The sequence below is a fragment of the Gardnerella sp. DNF00109 genome, from assembly GCF_049262845.1.
Taxonomy (GTDB): domain Bacteria; phylum Actinomycetota; class Actinomycetes; order Actinomycetales; family Bifidobacteriaceae; genus Bifidobacterium; species Bifidobacterium vaginale.
Window position 1 is genome coordinate 1,109,534 of sequence record NZ_CP058406.1, and the last position, 21,260, is coordinate 1,130,793.

Genomic DNA, 21,260 nt, shown 5'->3' on the forward strand with positions numbered 1-21,260 from the left:
TTATTCGTTTAATAAATCATAATCATCTAACTAATCATCTAAACGCTCTATTAAATTGCTATTATTAAAACGCGGCAACGCTACTAAGCAATACAATAATAGGACTAAAGCAAAAACAATAAACCAAGGCATTCTCCATGAAAGTGGACGAGAATGACTATAAATCGATGTTTTTGAAACAGCTTTTTTACTGTTATCAACATCAAAACGGCAGTATGTTCCGTGATCAGATGAAACAACAAGTTGAGTACCATCCGAAGCATTAACGTTCGCAATCAGGTTTTCTGTAGCCTCCTTATTAGAAGTACTATCAGAAGACAAGATGGAATTGTTAGCAGATAAGTTAGTTTTAGCTATGGAATCGTCAACAATATAAATTCCACCTATTCCAAGCTGTTTCAGAGTTTCTATAGACTCATCGTCTGCATGAGAAAGAAGCTTAGAAGCTGCATAATATAGTGTGTTTCTGCTAGGAGAATACCCGTAAAGTACATCTCGAACTTTTAATGCTGGAGATAGATCAATAAGATCACCGCGAACAGTTCGCATAAGTGAAATATCTAGCTCACGACTATTTATTGCTTTAATAGCAAGGACTCGATTAGAGTCATTCTTCCTTAAATAGTCAGAAACAACCATTGGTAAACCGTTATCACTTGCATAAACAGAAGTTAAAGGACCACTTGTTACAGCAAATAATCCGAGCAGAATAGCAACAGCAAAAATACCAAAAGCTAAAATTCCTCTAGCAAGATGAATAATCTTACGGAGCATCGCTTTAGCAGAGCGCCTAATAGCAGCACGCTTAGAAACGCGCGTCGTATAATCGTCTGGATTATTATCAATATTTATATTAGATCTTCGCAAAGGCTCAAAACGATGAACAGCTTTACCAGCAACCATGCACATGCAAGCAAGCACACCAAGCGCGCTTAAACATACGCCTGGAAGAACGCTAGAAGATATAGGTCCATCAAAATCTGCTGCGATAACGACTCGAGATGCAACTAATGAAAGAGCCATACCACTTACTATCACAACCCACATCATTCTAGAAGTTCTTAAAGCAAATGGAAGAGCAAGAGAAGCTAAAGCCATTAACAAAGCGAGAACAGCAAACACAATCATTATAATTCCGCGAAGCTGCATAATAGGCAAAGATTGAGAAGAAAAATGATTCAAATCAATATTGAAAGCTCTAAGTAAAACATCTAAATAGTTGACAACTCTAGGAGCACCATTGATTTTTTGCGATGGAACAGCCATAGTCGCAAAAAGCTGACGCCACATTCCAGATTCAAAATAGCGAACTACACTACCTAGAGTTGGAAGAAGAACCAACACAGAAGGTATAGGCATAAGCGCTAGCATAAAACGATGTGAACGAACCATTATCAATGATGCTACGAAAATAACAATCATAGGTAGGATAAGCTGAGGGCAAGCTGCAAGAGGAATCATAAAGCATAACGACGCGCATGCAGCACATTGTATAGATGGAACAGGAAGCACTGGGTCTTCTGTAACATACATTCCTACAGCGTGGAAAGCAAACGCAAATGCTGCTGGCAAAAACACCATTGTTAGAAGCATTGGTAAGTCGCCTCTAGCGAATATGCCAAATGCCATTGCAATCATTGTCCAACAAATACCAGAACAAACTCTTACAATATCGGAACGAGTAAATACTCCTGCAAGCGCCCAAAAACTTAACAACATTGCTGGAGCTGCAAGGAAGAAAATAACACTTACTGCAGCGATTGTATTGCCACCAAACACAATAGAGGCGAGCATCCAAATAATAAGAAGAGGAGATGGAGGTATTGCAGAGGCAAAACCATCATCTGGAATATAAGATCCAATTGCAGAATTAAAAAGTTGATTAAAACTAGAGCCAGTTGGAAGTAATTGGCTTGAATAAAGCGAGGATCCAGAAAAAATCTTACTAATAGGAGCACCATAAAGGAGCATAACAGCCGCAAACACAAGCAAAGAAGCAAAAATAGCAGCACTCCAACGAAGTAAAATTCGCTTATGCAAATGTCGTCTTGCAAGCGGACTTAGAATGACTCCCTTTTTTTGAGTTTTAAAAGCAACAGTCTTGTCTTTCCAACGTGTAATTTGGCTACGACTTGCTATAAGGGACGAAAGCCTCTTCAAAGACACTTTCGCCACTCTAGATACTCTTCTTCTAGCAAAAATAGCTCTAGGAAATTGCGCTAATGCTATCCACGGGAGCATAAGGTGCATGAATGCCACATATGGTTGCTTAGCAAACAAAGACTGCAAGGCGCGAATTAATGACATAGGCAGGCTACACAACCAAACAATTGGCCACATAATCACACGAATATCCGTGTACAAATATCTTTGTTTTGCCATAATCGAATATGCAGAACCGTAGCAAATACTAGATTTTTCAACAGGTCTTTCTTCTCCACTTCGAGTGCGGATTCCATCAAAACGCGCTCTTCTATGCGCTATGCGAGCTTTTGGCACAACAACTACTCGCCCACCGCTTAAAATAACTCGCCTACAAAAATCGTTAGACTCTTCAAACGTTGTTAACCAAGGTTGAGTCCCTCGCATTGTTTGCCATGCGCTAAGAGAAACAAGAGCACCAGCCAAAGAAACAGAATAAACATCTCCACGAAAATCATACTGCTCCTGATCTGGTTCACCTTCTACAGTAAGAGAATGCACTCTATGTTTCCATGCATACATGCCAACATTGTGCAAAATCTTACCCTGCCAATCCACTTGTTTTGCACCTAGAATACAAGCTGTTGGCGTATTTCTCCATGTTTCTCTTAAAGCCTCAAGACACTTGTTATCGCAAGGTTTTGAATCGTCGTGAAGAAGCCACAAGGATTTAACGCCTTGCAATGGTAAAAGTTTTCTCAAAGATTTTTCTACCGCATCGCCAAAAGATTTTGCAGATTTAATAGGTAGAACAATAACCTTTATCTTTTCGTAAGATTCCTGTATGTAACCCTGATTGTTGTTAGAAAAATCACCACCATAATTACTAACAAAATCTGCGCTAGAAATTAGACCAGATAATGTTGTTGGTTCTATTTGAACATTAAAAGATGTTACAGATTCTTTTTCTACTCTATTAGCACAATCAGCTACAACAATAGTTCCTGGAAGAACAGTTTGATTGATTAAAGCTTGCAAAGTGTCTTCATAAAACCGCGTATCTCTCTCAACACTCATTATTGAAATAATCGACGAATCAACTTCGCGCGGTTGCTTGCGATTTAAAGCTGAAAAAACGTGTAAAACATTATTTTCAAACGTATCAGTCTCAGCGGTTAATGAATCCATACATAATAGTGTACGCAAGGGGTATGTATTATGCATGTTTAGATAATTCTCAATAGAATGCACTATAATAGTGGCTCATATGTGTGTTTACGAAAGAAGGAAGCATGGCAGCCTCTCGCTATGAACAAGACCGCCGGTACCAAACTAACTATTGGGACTCCTCAGCTCCACATCATAGCTTAAGCAATCATATTTTAGATAATTCTCGTAAATTAATTTCTATTGTTATTGTTGCCATTCTAGCCTTCTTTTCTACAATCATAGCAGCTGTTTGGCTTGATTTTTCGTCTACAATACAATCTCGTGTTGTTAACATGATTACAAAAGATGGCAAAAAAGTTCAAGCAGTAGACCCTAACGCTGGTAAAACAATCAACATTCTTGTTCTTGGTCAAGATACTCGAGAAGGCAGAAACCGTGCTTTTCAGGGCGGTGGAGAAGATGAAAATCATCAATCAGATACGGCAATGATTGTTCAAATCAGCGCAGACAGATCCTATATAAATATTGTTTCTATTCCAAGAGACTCAATGGTTAAAGCAGCATCATGCAATACGACTAATGGAAAAATTCCTTCCAGACGCAAAGTGATGTTTAATTCTATTTTTGCTCTTGGGTACGCTAAAGGCGGCGACTTAGCATCGGCAGCATCGTGCACTCTTGCAACAGTAAATGAAATTACTGGATTAGATATAACTAATTTCATTGTTGCAGACTTTAGTGGTCTAAGCGACATGATTAACGCAATAGGCGGCGTAAATTTGTGTATTCCAGTAGATACTAAAGACTACTACACTGGAGTTAATTTAAAGCACGGATTACAGCATTTAGATGGTGTTCAAGCAACACAGTATGCAAGAATGAGGCATGATACTGCAAGCGATGGCTCAGATATTATGAGAACTACTCGTCAACAATATCTACTAAAACAGCTTATTCATCAAGCATTGTCTAAAAACTTGTTCACACAATCTGGTCAGCTATATCAGCTTGCAAAATCTGCTCTAAAATCGCTTAATATAAGCGAAGGATTAGCAAATCCTGCGACACTGGTTGGATTAGCAACAAGCCTTCACAAGTTAAATACTTCTAATATTTATGCACAAACAATACCGATTACAGCTGATCCAGCTGACGAGAATCGTGTTATTCTTGACGACAGTGCAGAAGACGTTTGGGAATTGATGAGAGAAAATAAACCACTTACTAAGCATCTTGCCTCTAAGCAAAGTAAGTCTGAAAAATCTACAAAGAAAAATTCTAAAGAAGATAAAAAATCAACTTCTAAAGATTCCAATGTCTCAAATGACGATTCGGATAATACGAACGGTACAGGTTCCTACGATTCTACAAATAGCGGACCAGCAGGAAAACTTAGCGCTATTAATCCAAAAACTGGATTAGCTAAAGACGAATTAGGCAGACTAATAGACCCAAATAGTGGAGGCATAGTGGATCCAAATGATGGAACAATAAGAGATCCAAATACTGGGCATTACATGGGTATTGCAGATAAATACTTAAATAACACTATTTGCGCAGTTCCAAAAGGGAAATAATAAGAAAGATAGAAAATATATTTTCGACACTACTTTATAACCACAATGCTTTATAATGCCATTGTTAGTTATTGCATTGAGTTAATACGATTAGAAATTATTAATTAGCAAACACATACGAGTTATGCTACAGGAGGATAAATGAGCCAGCAACGTCCAGAAGACGCTTCAGGGAATCAGAATAATCCTCCTAGTTTTGCACCATCTAATCGTAGAAAAAATAAGAATGGCTCTTACTCACACAATACAAGCGCAAATAATGGAAATGCAATACCGAGTTTTCCTCCTAAACAGAATCACAAATTTAAAGAAATAGAAAATCAAAACTCACAAATCAATCAAAAAGCACCATCTTTTGCACCAACATCGCGCAAAAACGGCAACACAAGTCATCCAAAAATATCGAATATAACACCATCAATTAATGTGCAACCGATTAGCACAGCATATTCAAATTCCGAATCGTATATGATTTCACCTGAGTCTTATATAGGAACGTCTAATAAAATCTTTGAAAAACCAGACGATGTAGAATCAATTGATAATCCTGCTAATAACCCTATAGGTTATAGAAAAAAACATCATTTCTTAAAATACTTAACTCTATTGTTAGTAACGCTCTTAATTATTGTAGGAGTGTGTGGAGCGTTATCTTGGAACTGGGTTGATTCACAAATAAAACGCGAACCATGGTTGACTAATACAGAAGACACTCAAGAAACAACATGGCTTATTCTAGGATCAGACCAGAGAGAAGGCGAAGAAGCTAAAGAGATAACAGGCTTTAGAACAGACACTATTCTTGTACTAACAAAACCTGTAAGCGGACACAGCTCTTTAATATCAATTCCAAGAGACTCGCTTGTTTCAATAAATGGTCAGCAAATGAAAATAAACACTGTTGCGCAAGATATTGGAAAACAAGCCTTAACAAAAACAGTCGAAAAAATAACTGGTCACAAAATAGACCATGTAGCAGAAATAAAATTCGAAGGACTTACAAAAGTTGTAAATTCTCTGGGCGGAATAGATTTATGCTATAACCGTACTGTAAATGATGCATACAGTGGTCTTAATTGGACAGCTGGATGCCATAGCGTAGACGGAACAGTTGCGCTAGCTTTTTCCAGAATGAGATACGCGGATCCACAATCCGACTTTGGTAGAGCAGCAAGACAACGCATGGTGATAAGCGCAATAATGAAAAAAGCATTATCTAGCAGCACACTTACAAATTTTGGGACCGTAAAAGGATTTGCAAAAGCATCTCTCGATTCAGCAATGTTAGACGAAAACACAAATCCTGGAACACTACTAAACATGGGGCTTGCGTTTAAAGAAGCTACAGGAAAAGACGGTGTAACGGGAACAGTTTATTGGACAAACCCTGATTATGAGGTTTACGGAGTCGGATCATCAGTATTGTTAGACGACGCCAAGAACATTGAATTATTCAACCAGTTATCTGCAGGAACACATGCTCCTGGAAGCGTAGGAACACTTGCAGAATTAATGAATCAACAATAATACGAATACGATTAACACGATTAACACAAAAGTTTTATCGTATTTAAACCTTTAACCACACTGCTGTATTTTCCTTGCACAAACTGTAAAAACTCATGCATGATTGCGCTATGGAATATAAGGAATGTAAAAACTACGGAAACTATGAAAACAACGCAATCTATAATAAAAACGCATCCTCAAAATCAATGTTTTGGATGCAGATTATCGCTAATATTGTGCCGATTTTTGCCAATATTGCTCTAGCAATAATGGCGTGCTTGCAAAAAAGTTGGATGATGTTAGCTATGGTCGTCCCAAGCATAATGATGTATATTGCTTGCTTAATACCACAAATTATTCAATACAATGTGAATAAGAAAAGTGATAACAAAAACGAAAATAATATTAAAAAACATGTTGAAACACAATTTTCTAAAAGGATAAGTCGCCAGCATGTTCAAGGTGTTCCGAATACGCTTGTTCCAATAAATTTAGAAGCAATACTGATAAATAATGCGAATCAAATAAGCAGCATAAGTAATTCTAAAAATATAGTAAATCATGCTACTCCTCCATGGAAAAATGTTGTTTACTCTTGGCTAAAATCTTCCAATGAGTCAAATAAAAAACTCGTAGCACCAATCGGTATAAGCGAAAACGGATATTTTTGTTTAGACCTTATTAGAAACGGACCACACGCTCTTGTAGCAGGTACAACAGGCTCAGGCAAATCTGTGTTACTAACATCATGGTGTTTGGCTTTAGCATTCAACTACTCCCCCAAATCTTTGCAATTTGTTTTTATGGATTTTAAGGGTGGAGCCACATTTGACGCTCTTTCCACACTCCCACACAGCATTGGGAATGTAGGAGATCTAAACCTTCAACATGCAGTAAGAGCACTTAAAGGATTAGAAAAAGAATTAGATAGAAGAGAAAGATTAGTAGCATGCCAAGGATGCCATGATATTAATCAAGTAAAACCATACCAGCCTTCACTGGCTATTGTTATAGACGAATTTCACGCATTAAAAAATCAATTGCCAGACTACATGAATCGTCTTATACGAATAGCATCAGTTGGAAGATCCTTAGGAATGCACCTTATAGCATGCACACAGAATCCAATGGCACAAGTAAATGCAGACATGAAAGCAAATATGTCTATAAACATATGTTTAAGAGTTAGAGATGCAATGCAATCTCATGAATTATTAGGATCATCTTGTGCAGCGAGCATAAATCCAAACAATCCTGGAGCAGCATACTGCAACACTGGAGATGGAATAATAGCATTACAATGCTCACAAAGCAGAAACAAAGATTCTCTTATACAAGCAATAAAATTAGCTGGAAAATTCTACTACTATAATCAACCTAAACAACTATTCAGTGCTCCATTACCAAGATATTTAGGTTATTCAACAATCAAAAATTATTGCAATAATACTTTTTGCAACAATAAATCTTCTAGGTTTAATTCTGACTTTAGCTATGACTTAAGTAAAGAAGATGGATTGTTAATAGGCTTAAAAGACGATGGCATTAATTTAAGCGAGGCAATTCTACCTACAAATCTGGGAAATATCGCAATTATTGGAGGAAATAAGAGAGGAAAAACTAATCTTATAAACGTAATTTCTAAAGCTATAAAATCAAGAAACACATACAACAATTCGCAAAATATTTATATTTTAGACAATGCAGACTCACTGCTAGAACCTTTTAGTAGCGACACAAAGTCTCAAGAATTTCAAAGTAAACTAGTCAATCCAAAAATAACTGTAATTTTCTGCGCACAAAACGCAAGGCATATTCGCATACCAGAACAAGCACCAGTAAGAATAATATTCCCAACAGGAGATGCTGGAACAGATACAATGCTAGGAATACCATCAGACTTGCTAAAAACTCTTAATGTAGATGATTATCAAACTCCAGGAAGATGCGTAATGGTAATTCCTGGAAGTGCTAATCTATTACAGATTTTAAGTTTTACATAAGGCTTTACATAAAAAATATTTTAAATTATTCAAAAAATTAAAAAAATAAAAAATTCTTAAAAAAGTCTTGAAAAAAAGTTATATTCATGGTTTCCTTGAGTGCGGATAGTTTTTAAAAACAAAGTTTAATAATAGTTTTAACCAGCGTAAGCTACGTTTTTTAAAGGGGATATTTATTTATGAGCAGCGCATTTGATTGGCGTTCAAAAGCAGCATGCAGAGACAAAGATCCTGAGCTTTTCTTCCCAGTAGGAAGTAACAGTGCATCTAATCAGCAGGTTGAGGAAGCCAAAGCAGTGTGCAGAACTTGTAACGTTGCAGACAATTGCCTAAGATGCGCGCTTGAAACAAGCCAAGATTACGGCGTATGGGGTGGTCTTAGTGAAGATGAACGACGATCACTAAAACGCAGGGCTATACGTGCAAGAAGAAACCAAAATGCAGAACTGTAATCTACATCTACTCCACTCCTGGAACTCGTAGCTTAATGTCGAGAAGAACACGAGTTCCACCTTCTCTACGTTGCTCCCATTTAACTGTTCCGCCAAAGTCGTTAGTAACAAAAGTATTGATTAACTGAGTGCCTAACCCAGATCCAGAAGACTTAGCCATACCGTGCAAAGACTCACTTTCAATACCCTCTCCATCATCTTCGACGACGATACTCAGATTATCCCCACCTCTACCAACAGAAATCTTAATATGTCCTTCACTAACTCCCTCAAAACCATGCTCTACTGCGTTAGTCACAAGTTCTGTTAAAACAAGAGAAAGAGGAGTTGCATCTTGTGCTGCCAACATGCCAAACTTGCCACAAAAATCTATCGTAATATTCTGATTTTGCGAAGCAAGCTCAATAGACATTTTAAGCAAACTAGAAATAACCTTATCAAAATCAACAACCTCATCAGCTGTTTGACTTAAACCTTCGTGAACAAGAGCAATCGTCTGAACGCGTCTTTGTGCTTCTTCTAATTCTTTACGTACTTCTGCAGACTTAGTTTTTCTAGCTTGAAGACGAAGCAAAGCAGAAACAGCTTGAAGATTATTCTTAACACGATGATGAATTTCAGAAATAGTAGCATTCTTAGTTTGAAGCTCTTTTTCCCTACGGAGAACCTCTGTAACATCACGACAAAGAACAACTGCACCCGTTCGATCATTTGGACCATACAATGGAAGCGAGCGCATAGAAACAACAGAATTATTAACTTCTAGTTCGCAATCAACATCCGCTTTACCGCTTAGTACAAGAGGCAAACTTTCAGGAACAACATCGTTTGTGTGCAACAATCTTGCTCCAAACTCGCATAGAAACTCGCCTTGCATAGTGTCTAATCCGCCTAATCTACGGAAACAGCTAATTGCGTTAGGAGAAGCATAGCGCACAACTCCGCTTTCTTCTAAAATAATAAAACCATCTGCAACTCTAGCATTGTGGCGCTGATTTAGCATTGAATCGTGGTATGGAAATTGCTCTCGCGAAATCATGTCGAACAGAGTTTTGCCAGCATTAATGCTTTCGGTCTCATACCTACCGTTTGATTCTCTTGTAGCAAGATTTGTTTCTCTAAGAACAAGACCTAACGTCTTGCCATTATGACGCACTGGGGCGTAAACATTACAAACTGTTGCTCTTCCAACAGTTCTTAATACAGAAGAGTGGAAACTTGTTTCCTTACTCATTGCTGCACTTAGTTCTTGATGCATTGATTCATCTAGCTTTACGCCCAACAAATCTTCAGTTCGAAGTGTAATTGCTGTAGACGGACGACATTGTTCTGCCACAACGTAATCACCATTGCCGTTTTGAATAATCAAAAGCAAGTCTGCAAAACTTAAGTCTGCTATTACCTGCCAGTCTGCTACAAGGTGATGCAGCCATTCGCGATCAGACTCATCAAAATCTGGACGCGTTGCAAGAATATGAGAAAAATCAGCCATAACCACAATAATATAGCCACATGGATAAATATCTAAAACTATTTAGAATTTACTCCTAAACTATGGAGGATTTACTCCTACCAATTACGTGGCAACAAAAGAGCCGTCTTACCATGAGCTAAATGATTATTCTGGGCAATTCAAACTGCGTCTTCCAAAGGAATTACATAGGCAGTTGGCTGAACAATCTCAAGCCGAAGGCATAAGCATGAACCAGTATTGCGTTTATCTGCTTTCGCAAAACAACGCTATTGAGCGCGTGCTTGAACGAGCATAGATAATAAATACTTCATACTATTTAAATAAATACTTATACTATTTATTAGCAATCACTTGCAACGCAATTTCAATGCCTCGAAGCATATCAGCTAAACCCATAGAACTCGTGCTCGGCTTATTGAGAACTTGCTCAGGCAAATACGGAACGTGAATGAAACCGCTCTTAATCGGCAATTTCCTAGTCTGGCAATAATTACAAACACTGTAAAGCACGTCATTGCATACGTACGCACCCGCAGAAAAAGACACAGCTGCAGGCAATTTCGCTTTATTTAAAGCGTCAACTATGTTCAAAACTGGCAAAGTCGCTTTATAAGCCACATCACCATCCTGCACAACAGACTCATACCAAGGTTTATATCCACTATTATCTGGTATGCGCGCAGCTCTACAGTTAATGCCAACATACTCAACGTTAAAACAAGCAGAACCGCCAAATTGCCCTAGCGAAAGCACAGCATTAGGGTGAACTTCCTCTATTTTCTCAATAACTTTTTGCGCACCCTTGTTAAATTCCGTAGGAATCTGTAAACGAACAAGTTCCACACCCTCAGGCGCATGCACTGATTGCGCAATCTCCCACGACGGATTTATAGACTCATTATCAAAAGGCGTAAAACCAGTAATCAAAATACGCATTACAATACCCCCTCATTCAACTCTCACTTATCAAAATTTATCAAACTGTATCAAACTTTATCAAAAAACATTGTGAAAACTATATGTACACGAATGCACTTGTATAAAACACTCACAATTCTATTACTTACTTCACGCTCATAGCAAAGATTAAATGGTAATTACAACTTATACAATAATCGCAAAACAACACACCTAGAATCAAAATTAGCAAGACTCGTATCAATGTAATAAGATTTAGTACCAGCGTGTAACTAACAAACAATGTGGTTAACAGCACGCATATGAAAATTAAACAGTAACATCAACGACGAAAAGAGATTACCGATGACCAAGATTATTCAGATTGGCGCAAATCATGCTGGCACTGCCTGCGCTAACACCATTTTGAGCTACCCAGGAAACGATCTTACAATTTACGATCAGAATAGCAACATTTCCTTCCTTGGCTGCGGTATGGCTTTGTGGATTGGCAAGCAGATTCAAAGCAGCGATGGACTGTTCTACCAGAAGCCAGAAGATTTCGTTAAAAAGGGCGCAAAAGTAAATCTTGAAAGCAAAGTTCTAGACATTGATTACGCAAAGAAAGAAGTAACAGTCGAGCTTAAAGACGGCACTGTTATTCACGATTCTTACGATAAACTCGTTCTAGCTACTGGCAGCCTTCCAAACAAGCCACGCATTAAGGGCATTGATTTGGAAAACGTGCAAATGGTAAAGCTTTTCCAGAACGCGCAAACTGTTATTGCTAAGCTTCAAGAGCGCGATTTTAATAACGTTGTGGTTCTTGGCGGCGGCTACATTGGCGTGGAGCTTGCGGAAGCTTTTAAGCGCCTTGGCAAGAACGTGACTCTCATTGACATGGAAGAACATATTCTTAACGGCTACTTTGACCCAGAGTTTTCCGATAATTTGAAGAGAATTATGGAAGATAAGGGCATTAAGTTTGAGCTTGGTCAAGCTGTTGAAGAAATTGTTGGAGATACTGAAGTTAAGGCTGTTAAAACAAGCAAGGGCACTTACGATGCCGACATGGTGATTTGTGCTATTGGATTCCACCCAAATGTTGCTCTTGGAAAAGATCATTTGAAGCAATACGAAAACGGCGCTTTCCTTGTTGATAAAAAGCAGCAAACTTCCGACCCAGACGTGTACGCTATTGGCGATTGCGCTACAATCTACGACAACGCTCGAGACCGCGTAAACTACATTGCGCTCGCTACTAATGCCGTTAGAAGCGGCTTGATTGCAGGCCACAACGTTTGCGGAACTCCTGTAGAAACCGAGGGCGTGCAAGGCTCTAGCGCAATGATGATTTACGACTACAAGCTTGTTTGCACTGGTTTGAGCTTAACGGCTGCTCAAAAAGAGGGCATGGACGTTGATTACGTTGATTTTGAGGATACTCAAAAGCCTGCGTTTATGGAAGTTGAGAATCCAAAAGTTAAGATTCGCATTGTTTACAAGAAGGATTCTAAGGTGATTGTTGGATGCCAATTGGCTTCTAACTACGATATGTCTGCAGCAATCCACCTGTTCTCTCTTGCTATTCAAAAGAAAGTCACGATTAAAGAGCTTGCATTGTGTGATATCTTCTTTATGCCTCACTTCAACCAGCCATACAATTACATTACGATGGCAGCTTACACGGCTTTGTTGAAGGGATGATTAGCTTCTGATTAATCTCTGCTGATTAAGTTCTGCGATTAGCTTAAATCGCGTTTATTAAACCAAGCAATTTGTTCTATAATGGAGCGGTTGCTTGGTTTTTTAATCATCCGCGCACAAATCGCGAATTAAAACGCGCATATTAGCGTAAGACGTACAAATTAAAACAAAGGAGTCTAGGATGAAGCAGCTATCTATTAAGCCAACTATTCACAAATTTGAAAATACGCGCGATTTTGCGCAAGAATTTAAGCTTGGCAAAGACGATTTGGTTATTACAAACAAGTACATTTGGGAGCCTTATTTTGGCGATTTAAATCTTGATTGTAATGTGATTTTCCAAGAAAACTACGGCAAGGGCGAGCCAAGCGACGAAATGGTTGACGCGATTGTTCGAGATATTCACACTACTCCAAGGCGCGTGATTGGCATTGGCGGCGGCACTGTTTTGGATATTTCTAAAGTTTGCGCGTTAAAGCAAACAAGCCCGCTTGAAGACTTGATTGATGGCAAGATTCCTGCGCAAAAAGGCGCAGATCTTATTCTTGTTCCAACTACTTGCGGCACTGGTTCCGAAGTTACAAACGTTGCCGTGTTCTCGCTCACAAAGCGCAACACTAAAAAGGGTTTGGCAAACGATTCTTGCTACGCTACAGACGCGGTTCTTATTCCAGAATTGTTAAAGAGCCTGCCTGATTACGTTTTTGCAACCAGCTCTATTGATGCTCTTACGCATTCTATTGAGTCTGCACTCTCCCCTATTGCAACAGAGCTTACAAAAATGTTTAGTTACAAGGCTTGCGGTCTTATTTTGCAAAGCTACATGCGAGTTGTTAAGGAAGGTAGCAGCGCTAAAGCCCAAGTTGTAAGCGACTTGGTTTCGGCAAGTCTTTACGCTGGCATTGCATTTGGTAATGCCGGATGCGGTTGCGTGCACGCTATGGCTTATCCTCTTGGCGGCACTTTCCACGTGGCTCATGGCGAAACGAACGCCGCGCTTCTTACAAGCGTTTTGCGCTACTATGCTAAGCACGAAGAGAATAGCGCTGAAAACACTGAACTTTCTAAGCTTTTTGACTTCATGGCAAATATTCTTGAATGCCAAAAAGCAGATGTATTAGATAAACTTGACGAAGTTCTTAACACGATTCTCCCTAAGCACAAGCTTCACGAGTATGGAATGACCAAAGACATGATTCGCGATTGGGCTGCAAGCGTTGTTAAAGAGCAGCAGCGACTTTTGAAGAATTCGTACATGCATATGAGCGAAGATGCTATTGCCGAAGTTTACGCATCTACTTTCTAAAGTCGGATAACGTATTTATAAAGTAACTAAATTAAACAAAATTCACTAAAAAATCCCCGCAACCAACAAGAGCTGCGGGGATTTTAATTATCGCGCCTACATGAACGCTTATGCATCAAGCGTTATTACAGGATGCAAATCAAACATTTTTACAGTACGCTTCATGCGGAAGGCAATACTTGTTATAGCAATCGCAATAACGCCGAAAAGCACAAGCATTCCAATGCCTGAAACTATTTCACCACTGTTCTTTCCAGACATTGCTTGACGCAACCCCATAATCGAGTACGTCATTGGCAAATATGGGTGAACAGCTCTAAAGAATGCCGGCGTCATTTGTACTGGGAACGTTCCTGCAGAGCTTGTGATTTGCAACATAAGTAGCACAATCGCAACTATTCGCCCTGGCATGCGGAACACCACCATAATCATTTGCATTATAGCCATAAAGACTATTGACGCTATAATCCCCAGCGCGTAGAATGCACCAACATTATCGATTTGGAACTTCAACGCTCCTTGAACAACGCCCATAAGAATAATCGCTTGCGCAACGCCCATAATCACAAACGGCGTCAAGCTAATAAGCGCGCTTTTAAGCGGATTCATGCCGTTTAGTATCGCTCGCCTATCCATAACTCTCAAAACGAATGTTGTCATAAGAGCACCAACCCAAAGGGCGATAGAAATAAAGTAAGGAGCAAAACCAGTTCCATAGTTTTCAACGTGCGAATACTCGTGCTCTTCCAAGGAAACTGGTGCGCTCATCATCTTACTTTTTTGAACAATACCGTTTACTTTTCCAGACTTTTGAGCATCTTTAAGCCCGTCATGCAATTTCTTAGCACCATCAACAAGCTTTGGAGTATTTTCAGAAAGCTTTTGAACTCCAGAATTCAATTGACTTGATCCATCTACTATTTTTGCAGACCCAAGCGCAGCAGAATTAATACCATTATTGAGCTTTTCACTGCCGTTGCTAACAACGCTAAGACCTTCTGCCAGCTTATTTGCTCCAGCAGAAAGCTGAGTTGAACCGTTGTGAACGCTCGATATTCCTTTAGAAACGGCGTCAACTCCAGCTTTTATCTTTAAACTTCCAGAAGAGAGCGCTCCAACACCTTGACTCAATGCCGAAAGATTTGTATCTAGAAGCTTAGAATTCTCGCTTAATCCTCCTGCAAGATCTTGCAACTTTTCTAGCACAAGCTCTTTAGTTACAAGTGGATTTTGTGCTTCAACAAGCAGCTGAGTAAGCTGATTTTTTGTAGCCTCGTTTCCTGCTTTAACATGTTCTTCAAGCTGCGCACTAGAATCTGAAAGCTTTTGCGCACCATTATATAGTTCGTCTGTTGCGTTATGTAGCGTTTGCACTCCACTATTTAGCTGATTTGCACCATTTGCCAAATCGTTAGTTTTTTGCGCTAAGAATTGCGCTCCCTCTTTGCTTTGCGCATTTGCATTGCTAAGCGTTTGCGCTCCTTTTTGAAGTTCACCCAATCCGTTTTGTAGTTTTTGCAAAGATTGAGTAAGCTTGCTTGATCCATCATTCAGCTTATCTACACCACCATTAAGCGATTGCATTCCCGCGCTTAAATCGCCAGAACCGCTCACAGCAGCATTAAAAGAATCAGAAGCAGAGTTTACTTTTTCAAACATATGCTCCCAATATTCTTGAGCAATTGCCTCGCTAATTTCACTTCTTAAAGTGTGAAACGCTGTTTTGCCTATTTGAGACGCAAGCATGTTACTAGCTTGATCGTATTTTACGTGAAGCTTTGCTTTAGTCGGAGTATCGTATTGCGCAGAAGCAATGCACTTACTAAAAGACGATGGAATAGTTGCTACCATAAAATAATCGCCATTTTTAAGACCTTTGTTTGCTTCAGCACTATTTACAAAATTCCATTGGAAACCTTCACTACCGTCTTTTTGATTCTTTAAACGAGTTTTGATTTCGTTTCCAATGTTTCGCATTTTGCCGTTAATCATAGCGCCATTGTCTTCAACAACAACAGCCACAGGCACAGTATCCAAAGTCTTATAAGGATTTGTAAATGCCCATAAGTAAAGCGATCCGTATAAAAGTGGAATCAAAGCTACGGTTCCAATAACAAGCTTTCGAGCTTTTCCTTTCATCGTATTGTTAATCTCACGAAATGCAAGAGCAATAGTACTAACGTGCATTGTTTTCACCACCATTTACTTCACTTGTAGCAAGTTGAGAATCAGTATGAGAATTTTCTGCTTTCTCATTATTTGGCATAAGTCTTAAGACTTGATCCGCTTGCTTTTCTAACTCACTTTGCAAAACTCCAACAAGGCAGGAGCAGTAGTTTTTGCTAACATATTCGCGAATATCGGAAAGTAAGCATTCGCTTTGCTCGCTAGTAAGCTCTGTTTCAACTCCATCAACAAATAGCAACCACGGTTGCTTTAATAATGCCAACGCAATTGCCAAGCGCATGCGCTCGCACGGAGTCAACTCTCCTATTGCTGTTTTGTGAGGAGAAAATACTTTCCATTGAGCAAGAAGATTGTACGCGTATTGGCGCAATGCTTCGCGATTTTTTACATCATTTTTATACTGTTCGCGAAATAGTGGCGAAGATGATGCGAGTTTTAGCTCACTCATCAAAACTTCTTCTATTGTTTGCATTTTGTAGAATTCGTTAATTCCGTTGAATAATCCCAATCCCACATATTTACGTGATTCTTTAAAATCGTTAGGAAGAGTTGAGTCCGCAATAGTAAGAGTTCCGTTCGTAAATTTCATATAACCAGACAGTGCAAGCAGCAAAGCTGATTTTCCAGAGCCGTGTTCACCTGATATTGCAACGATTTGATGAGGCTCTACTTTTAACGATACGTCCCAAAATGGTGTTCTTCTAAATATTTGTAAGCCTAATTCTTTAGCTTCTAAAAGTGTTTGTTCTTCTTGCATAATTTGTCTGCGGCAAAATACCGATGGCATACATTTTTAAATGGTACACATTTTTAATGTTGCTATCGAAATTGCTATGCATTCCTCCTTTGCATCTAACTTTTTCAATTTTCAATTTTTAATTTTTTGATTTTCCTAACTTCAGACTCAATATTTAATTCTGATATCGCCTATAATGATTTTGGCGACTACCTCATATTGCTATGTTGCAACAAAAGGTTATAAATTAAGAGACCAATTATTGACGTTAATCTCCTGAAAGTACTTTCATCGTACTATTCAAGGCGAACAAATATTAACTTATTTTTAAACATTTTGTTCATTTGTCTATATTTTAGCCATAAAAATACGCTATATATAACAAAATCTCACATTTTTGATTTAATCATGTTACTTCCAAATATCATAAATAATCTTAAATCTATTTATGAAAGTTAAACCACTTGAGACGAGTGCTGGCTTTTGTAAATCATTGCTGGCATGTTTTAGTGTTGTTTACGTCTTTCTAAAATCAATCGCAATAGTAATTCAGCCCCACAAATTTTATTTTGCAGGGCTGAACTAGTTATTTTATTTATTATCTATTTTTTATTTATTTATTATCTATTGATTACTTGCTAGATTTTTTAGCAAATTTTTTACTCACTAGTGCAGTTAACCATGGCGTAGCCAAAGCAGTAATAATTACTGCAGCAGCAATTTGAGGAGTTGCTATTAATGCGGCTTTTGCCAAATTTGGATCTATAGCCATCATTGCAGCTGGTGTTGCAACAGCACTTGCTGCAGTACTACTTATTGCAGCTCCAGCAATACCAGAGCCCCTAGTTAAGAAGCGATCTGCTAATACTGTAAATACAAATCCAGAAAGCACTATAATGCCAAGCAGCACACCAGAAAGTCCACCTTCAACTAGTTGAGCAAAGTTCATGTTTGCTCCTAGAACAAAGCCCAGAATCATGGTTATAGGGATTATGCCATTAACCAGTTGCTTCTTCATGTAAGGGAAACAATTTCCTAGAATCATTCCTAAAACAAGAGGCAAAATTGATCCAACAATCTGCCAGAATGGTATTACGGCTTGCCCAGAAGAGTTCATAACAATCATTGTTACTGTTGGACCAACGCTTATGGTTGTCATAGCAACAGCTCCACGATCTACTTCAGTGCCATAGTTTGCTGTAATACCAGAATAAAGTGCATTATTAGCTACAGTCATTGCGCCTAAAATAGATAACATTGACAATCCAAGTAGATTATTGTTGCAGAACTTGGAAACAAGCAGAGCAATAACAATAGCAGTTAGGATCTTAACGCTAATAATCACAGCACCGCGCCACAAAGCTTTAGGAGCGTTCTTAAATGAAAGACTTGCTCCAATGCAAAGCATGAATGCGCCGACTAAAGGACCAGTTCCGTTAATTACAGCTGTTGTAAAACCACCTATTTTTAAGGTTGCTGGGAAACATGAGTTTACCAAGCATCCTATAAATAGAGGAACAACGATTGTAGCTCCTGGAATTTTTATTTTCTTTAAGTCTATTTTTGTGATTTGGCTTTTTAGGTTTGCGAACATGATTTTCTCCGTCAGCCGTCTAATACGATTCCGCCATCAACATCGCCAATCTCTCCGTTAACGAAGGAGGCTTCTTTAGATGCAAAGAATAGAATCATTTGCGCAATTTCTACAGGTTGTGCTTTGCGGCGCAAAGGAATTGCGTTAATAATTTTCGCTTCCTTTTCCTTATCTTCCTTCAAAGCTTGAGTCATTGGTGTTTCAGTATAAGATGGGCATACTGCATTGCAACGAATGCCATACTTGCCGCCTTCTTTTGCAACGGCTTTTGTTAAACCATTCACACCAGCTTTAGATGTTGCGTATGCTGCTGTTCCTAGTAAACCGCCACCAATTTTTCCAGCAACAGAGCTAACGTTTACTATTCTTCCGCCACCATTTTCCTTAAAATGCTCAAATAAAGCATGGTTTGTTGCGTAAGTGCCGTAAAGATTAATCTTTACTGTTCTATCAAATTCAGCGTCTGTTAACTGTTCAAATGGAACAGTTGATACAACGCCTCCGCAGTTTACCAAAACATCCACTTTGCCAAAATCTTTGATTATCTGCGCAAAAACGTCGTTAACATTTTGAACATCACCAAGATTTATCTTATAGACAAAGATATTATCTGAACCTAATTCAGATTTTGTTTGGTTTGCTTTTTCTTCATTGATATCGGCGATAATTACCTTTCCGCCTCCATCTAGTACGCCTCGCACGACTTCTCTGCCGATTCCTTGGGCGCCTCCTGTTACAATGACCACGTCATTTGTGAAATTCATTGTTTTTACCTTCTTTCTGAAAAAGAGATAATAACATGGCTGAGTCTACTCTTAAATGCTATTGTTAACAAATTTGTATTAATGTATTTAATTAGTGTATTTAACTTTTAAAGAGTACTTTATAAAAAAGTAATTTAAGTTTTACTTTGCAAATAAAACTTTACGTAAATCTTTATGATATTGTCTTTAATTATTAAAATTTAAAAATTATCAAAATTGAAAAACATATTATTTGCAAACATCAAAATGAAGATAACTTTAAAAAGAGGTGAAACAGTATGCAGATTTTAAACATTCTATGCAATCCGGTAATCGTATCGGTTGTAGTGTTATGCGCGTTAAGTCTCGCTAAACTCAATGTTTTACTCGCAATGATTGTTGCATGCGTTGCAGGAGGCATAGCTGGACATCTCCCTCTTTTTGGAGATGGAAGCCATACTATTATGGCTTTGCTATGTGATGGTTTTTCCACAAATGCGCAAACTGCGCTCGCCTACATTCTTCTTGGTACTTTTGCAGAAGCAATTACAGCAACTGGCCTAGCTCAAATCATTTCTAAAAAAATCAGTAAACTTATCGGCACAAACAAATTTATTCTTCTTGCAGTTCTAACAATTATTGCATGCATGTCTCAAAATATTGTGCCTGTTCATATTGCTTACATTCCTATTCTTATTCCGCCAATTCTTTCCATTATGAACAAGCTTAAGCTAGATCGCCGCGCCGCCGCATGCTGCACTGCGTTCGGACTAGAAGTGCCATACATTGCTATTCCATTTGGCTTTGGCTTAATTTTCCAAACAGTTATTGCAACTAATCTTTCTAAAAATGGTATGAAAGTTAGCGTTTCAGACGTTAGCGCTGTGAACTGGTATTTAGGTGCTGCAATGCTTGCAGCCCTCCTATTCGCCGTGTTTGTGCTATACAGAAAGCCTCGCGAATATAAAACAACCGAAGCAGATACTCGCGCAGCGGACGCTGTTGTTGGCCCGCTTACTAAAGCACACTATGTAACCATGCTTGCGATTATTGTTGTTGTAGTAGTTCAAGTTATTAGTAAGGATCTTTCACTTTCTTCTCTTGCAGGTCTTGCAACCATGATTATTTTTAGAGCCGTTGCATGGAAAGATATCGATAAGCAGCTTATGGGCGGCGTTAAGCTTATGGGTCTTATTGCATTTATTATGCTCATTGCTGGCGGCTACGCTAACGTGATTCAAGCTACGGGCGGAGTTAATGAGCTTGTACACTTTGGCGTTGCTTCTATGGGTCAAAACAAGCTAATCGCTGCATTCGTTATTACGATTATTGGTTTGCTTGTAACTATGGGCATAGGCACTTCGTTTGGCACGGTTCCTATTCTTGCAGTTTTGTTCGTGCCTCTTTGCCAAAGCATTGGTTTTAGCACTCCTGCAACAATTATTCTTATGTCTTCTGCTGCAGCTCTTGGAGACGCAGGCTCCCCTGCTTCCGATACAACGCTTGGCCCTACTTCTGGCCTAAATGCAGATGGTCAGCATAGCCACATTTGGGATACTTGCATTCCAACATTCCTTATCTTCAACATTCCACTTATGGCTGCAGGTATTGTAATATCTCAGTTTATTTAGCAGATTATTTCTTAAGATTAGATACTAAATATCTTATATTATTTAGCTAAATATTTAGTTGAATATTCAATAGAGATTAAGTATTTCGAAACGCGAATAAGTGTTTATTGATAGAATTATCAATAAACACTT

14 protein-coding genes and 1 pseudogene are annotated in these 21,260 nt (G+C 38.6%); 8 read left to right on the forward strand and 7 right to left on the reverse strand.

The genetic code is table 11. The features are described 5' to 3' along the window. Positions 1-30 precede the first annotated feature (30 nt). A complete protein-coding gene (locus HXT20_RS04380) occupies positions 31-3,330 on the reverse strand; it encodes a glycosyltransferase family 2 protein (RefSeq protein WP_422114256.1) in 3,300 nt (1,099 codons plus the stop codon). Positions 3,331-3,434: 104 nt separating this feature from the next. On the opposite strand from HXT20_RS04380, the gene HXT20_RS04385 reads away from it, so the two are divergent. The 4 genes from HXT20_RS04385 to HXT20_RS04400 all read left to right on the forward strand — a co-directional run bounded on the left by HXT20_RS04385 (position 3,435) and on the right by HXT20_RS04400 (position 8,853). Then, positions 3,435-4,889, forward strand: a complete 1,455-nt coding sequence (locus HXT20_RS04385; protein WP_410314101.1) for an LCP family protein — start codon at positions 3,435-3,437, stop codon at positions 4,887-4,889. A gap of 141 nt (positions 4,890-5,030) precedes the next feature. Next, positions 5,031-6,416, forward strand: a complete 1,386-nt coding sequence (locus tag HXT20_RS04390; RefSeq protein WP_004113177.1) for an LCP family protein — start codon at positions 5,031-5,033, stop codon at positions 6,414-6,416. A gap of 95 nt (positions 6,417-6,511) precedes the next feature. Further along, positions 6,512-8,401 (forward strand): FtsK/SpoIIIE domain-containing protein, encoded by a 1,890-nt coding sequence (locus tag HXT20_RS04395; RefSeq protein WP_165844581.1) that lies wholly within the window; start codon positions 6,512-6,514, stop codon positions 8,399-8,401. 179 nt (positions 8,402-8,580) lie between these two features. Beyond that, the gene (locus HXT20_RS04400) at positions 8,581-8,853 is read left to right on the forward strand and encodes a WhiB family transcriptional regulator (RefSeq protein ID WP_004113182.1); all 273 of its coding nucleotides are present in this window, start codon (positions 8,581-8,583) and stop codon (positions 8,851-8,853) included. Positions 8,854-8,860: 7 nt separating this feature from the next. Here the strand turns inward: HXT20_RS04400 and HXT20_RS04405 are convergent, their stop codons facing one another. Next, positions 8,861-10,345, reverse strand: coding sequence for a sensor histidine kinase (locus HXT20_RS04405; RefSeq protein ID WP_032837358.1), 1,485 nt, complete (start codon positions 10,343-10,345; stop codon positions 8,861-8,863). Positions 10,346-10,433: 88 nt separating this feature from the next. Between HXT20_RS04405 and HXT20_RS04410 the strand changes: the two are divergent. After that, positions 10,434-10,622 (forward strand): annotated as a pseudogene (locus tag HXT20_RS04410) (toxin-antitoxin system HicB family antitoxin); the annotation flags it as partial. Positions 10,623-10,660: 38 nt separating this feature from the next. Here HXT20_RS04410 and HXT20_RS04415 read toward each other — a convergent pair. Next, positions 10,661-11,263, reverse strand: coding sequence for a pyroglutamyl-peptidase I (locus tag HXT20_RS04415; protein ID WP_422114257.1), 603 nt, complete (start codon positions 11,261-11,263; stop codon positions 10,661-10,663). Positions 11,264-11,590: 327 nt separating this feature from the next. Here HXT20_RS04415 and nox point away from each other — a divergent pair, with 327 nt between their 5' ends. Together nox and HXT20_RS04425 are read left to right on the forward strand one after the other, a co-directional pair. Then, complete coding sequence (nox, locus tag HXT20_RS04420; RefSeq protein ID WP_422114258.1) at positions 11,591-12,931, forward strand: H2O-forming NADH oxidase; 1,341 nt, start codon at positions 11,591-11,593, stop codon at positions 12,929-12,931. Between the two features lie 181 nt (positions 12,932-13,112). Then, a complete protein-coding gene (locus HXT20_RS04425) occupies positions 13,113-14,237 on the forward strand; it encodes a 4-hydroxybutyrate dehydrogenase (protein ID WP_101890386.1) in 1,125 nt (374 codons plus the stop codon). Positions 14,238-14,345: 108 nt separating this feature from the next. Here HXT20_RS04425 and HXT20_RS04430 read toward each other — a convergent pair whose 3' ends face one another. From HXT20_RS04430 to HXT20_RS04445, 4 genes are all read right to left on the reverse strand, one after another. Then, positions 14,346-16,424, reverse strand: coding sequence for a YhgE/Pip family protein (locus HXT20_RS04430; RefSeq protein ID WP_422114463.1), 2,079 nt, complete (start codon positions 16,422-16,424; stop codon positions 14,346-14,348). Next, entirely contained in the window at positions 16,414-17,181 is a 768-nt protein-coding gene (locus HXT20_RS04435) for an ATP-binding cassette domain-containing protein (RefSeq protein ID WP_020761271.1), read from the reverse strand. Before HXT20_RS04435 ends, HXT20_RS04430 begins: the two co-directional genes overlap by 11 nt. 610 nt (positions 17,182-17,791) lie before the next feature. Further along, positions 17,792-18,754, reverse strand: a complete 963-nt coding sequence (locus HXT20_RS04440) for a 2-keto-3-deoxygluconate permease (protein WP_004113201.1) — start codon at positions 18,752-18,754, stop codon at positions 17,792-17,794. Positions 18,755-18,765: 11 nt separating this feature from the next. After that, positions 18,766-19,518 (reverse strand): SDR family NAD(P)-dependent oxidoreductase, encoded by a 753-nt coding sequence (locus HXT20_RS04445; RefSeq protein WP_004113203.1) that lies wholly within the window; start codon positions 19,516-19,518, stop codon positions 18,766-18,768. A 278-nt stretch (positions 19,519-19,796) separates the two neighbouring features. Here HXT20_RS04445 and HXT20_RS04450 point away from each other — a divergent pair, with 278 nt between their 5' ends. Continuing rightward, positions 19,797-21,128, forward strand: a complete 1,332-nt coding sequence (locus tag HXT20_RS04450; RefSeq protein ID WP_004113204.1) for a Na+/H+ antiporter family protein — start codon at positions 19,797-19,799, stop codon at positions 21,126-21,128. Positions 21,129-21,260 lie beyond the last annotated feature (132 nt).

Excerpts from the sequence above, each read along its gene's own strand:
- HXT20_RS04380 (WP_422114256.1), bottom strand. The coding sequence starts at position 3,330 with ATGGATTCATTAACCGCTGAGACTGATACGTTTGAAAATAATGTTTTA.
- HXT20_RS04385 (WP_410314101.1), top strand. The coding sequence starts at position 3,435 with ATGGCAGCCTCTCGCTATGAACAAGACCGCCGGTACCAAACTAACTAT.
- HXT20_RS04390 (WP_004113177.1), top strand. The coding sequence starts at position 5,031 with ATGAGCCAGCAACGTCCAGAAGACGCTTCAGGGAATCAGAATAATCCT.
- HXT20_RS04395 (WP_165844581.1), top strand. The coding sequence starts at position 6,512 with ATGCATGATTGCGCTATGGAATATAAGGAATGTAAAAACTACGGAAAC.
- HXT20_RS04400 (WP_004113182.1), top strand. The coding sequence starts at position 8,581 with ATGAGCAGCGCATTTGATTGGCGTTCAAAAGCAGCATGCAGAGACAAA.
- HXT20_RS04405 (WP_032837358.1), bottom strand. The coding sequence starts at position 10,345 with ATGGCTGATTTTTCTCATATTCTTGCAACGCGTCCAGATTTTGATGAG.
- HXT20_RS04415 (WP_422114257.1), bottom strand. The coding sequence starts at position 11,263 with ATGCGTATTTTGATTACTGGTTTTACGCCTTTTGATAATGAGTCTATA.
- nox (WP_422114258.1), top strand. The coding sequence starts at position 11,591 with ATGACCAAGATTATTCAGATTGGCGCAAATCATGCTGGCACTGCCTGC.
- HXT20_RS04425 (WP_101890386.1), top strand. The coding sequence starts at position 13,113 with ATGAAGCAGCTATCTATTAAGCCAACTATTCACAAATTTGAAAATACG.
- HXT20_RS04430 (WP_422114463.1), bottom strand. The coding sequence starts at position 16,424 with ATGCACGTTAGTACTATTGCTCTTGCATTTCGTGAGATTAACAATACG.
- HXT20_RS04435 (WP_020761271.1), bottom strand. The coding sequence starts at position 17,181 with ATGCAAGAAGAACAAACACTTTTAGAAGCTAAAGAATTAGGCTTACAA.
- HXT20_RS04440 (WP_004113201.1), bottom strand. The coding sequence starts at position 18,754 with ATGTTCGCAAACCTAAAAAGCCAAATCACAAAAATAGACTTAAAGAAA.
- HXT20_RS04445 (WP_004113203.1), bottom strand. The coding sequence starts at position 19,518 with ATGAATTTCACAAATGACGTGGTCATTGTAACAGGAGGCGCCCAAGGA.
- HXT20_RS04450 (WP_004113204.1), top strand. The coding sequence starts at position 19,797 with ATGCAGATTTTAAACATTCTATGCAATCCGGTAATCGTATCGGTTGTA.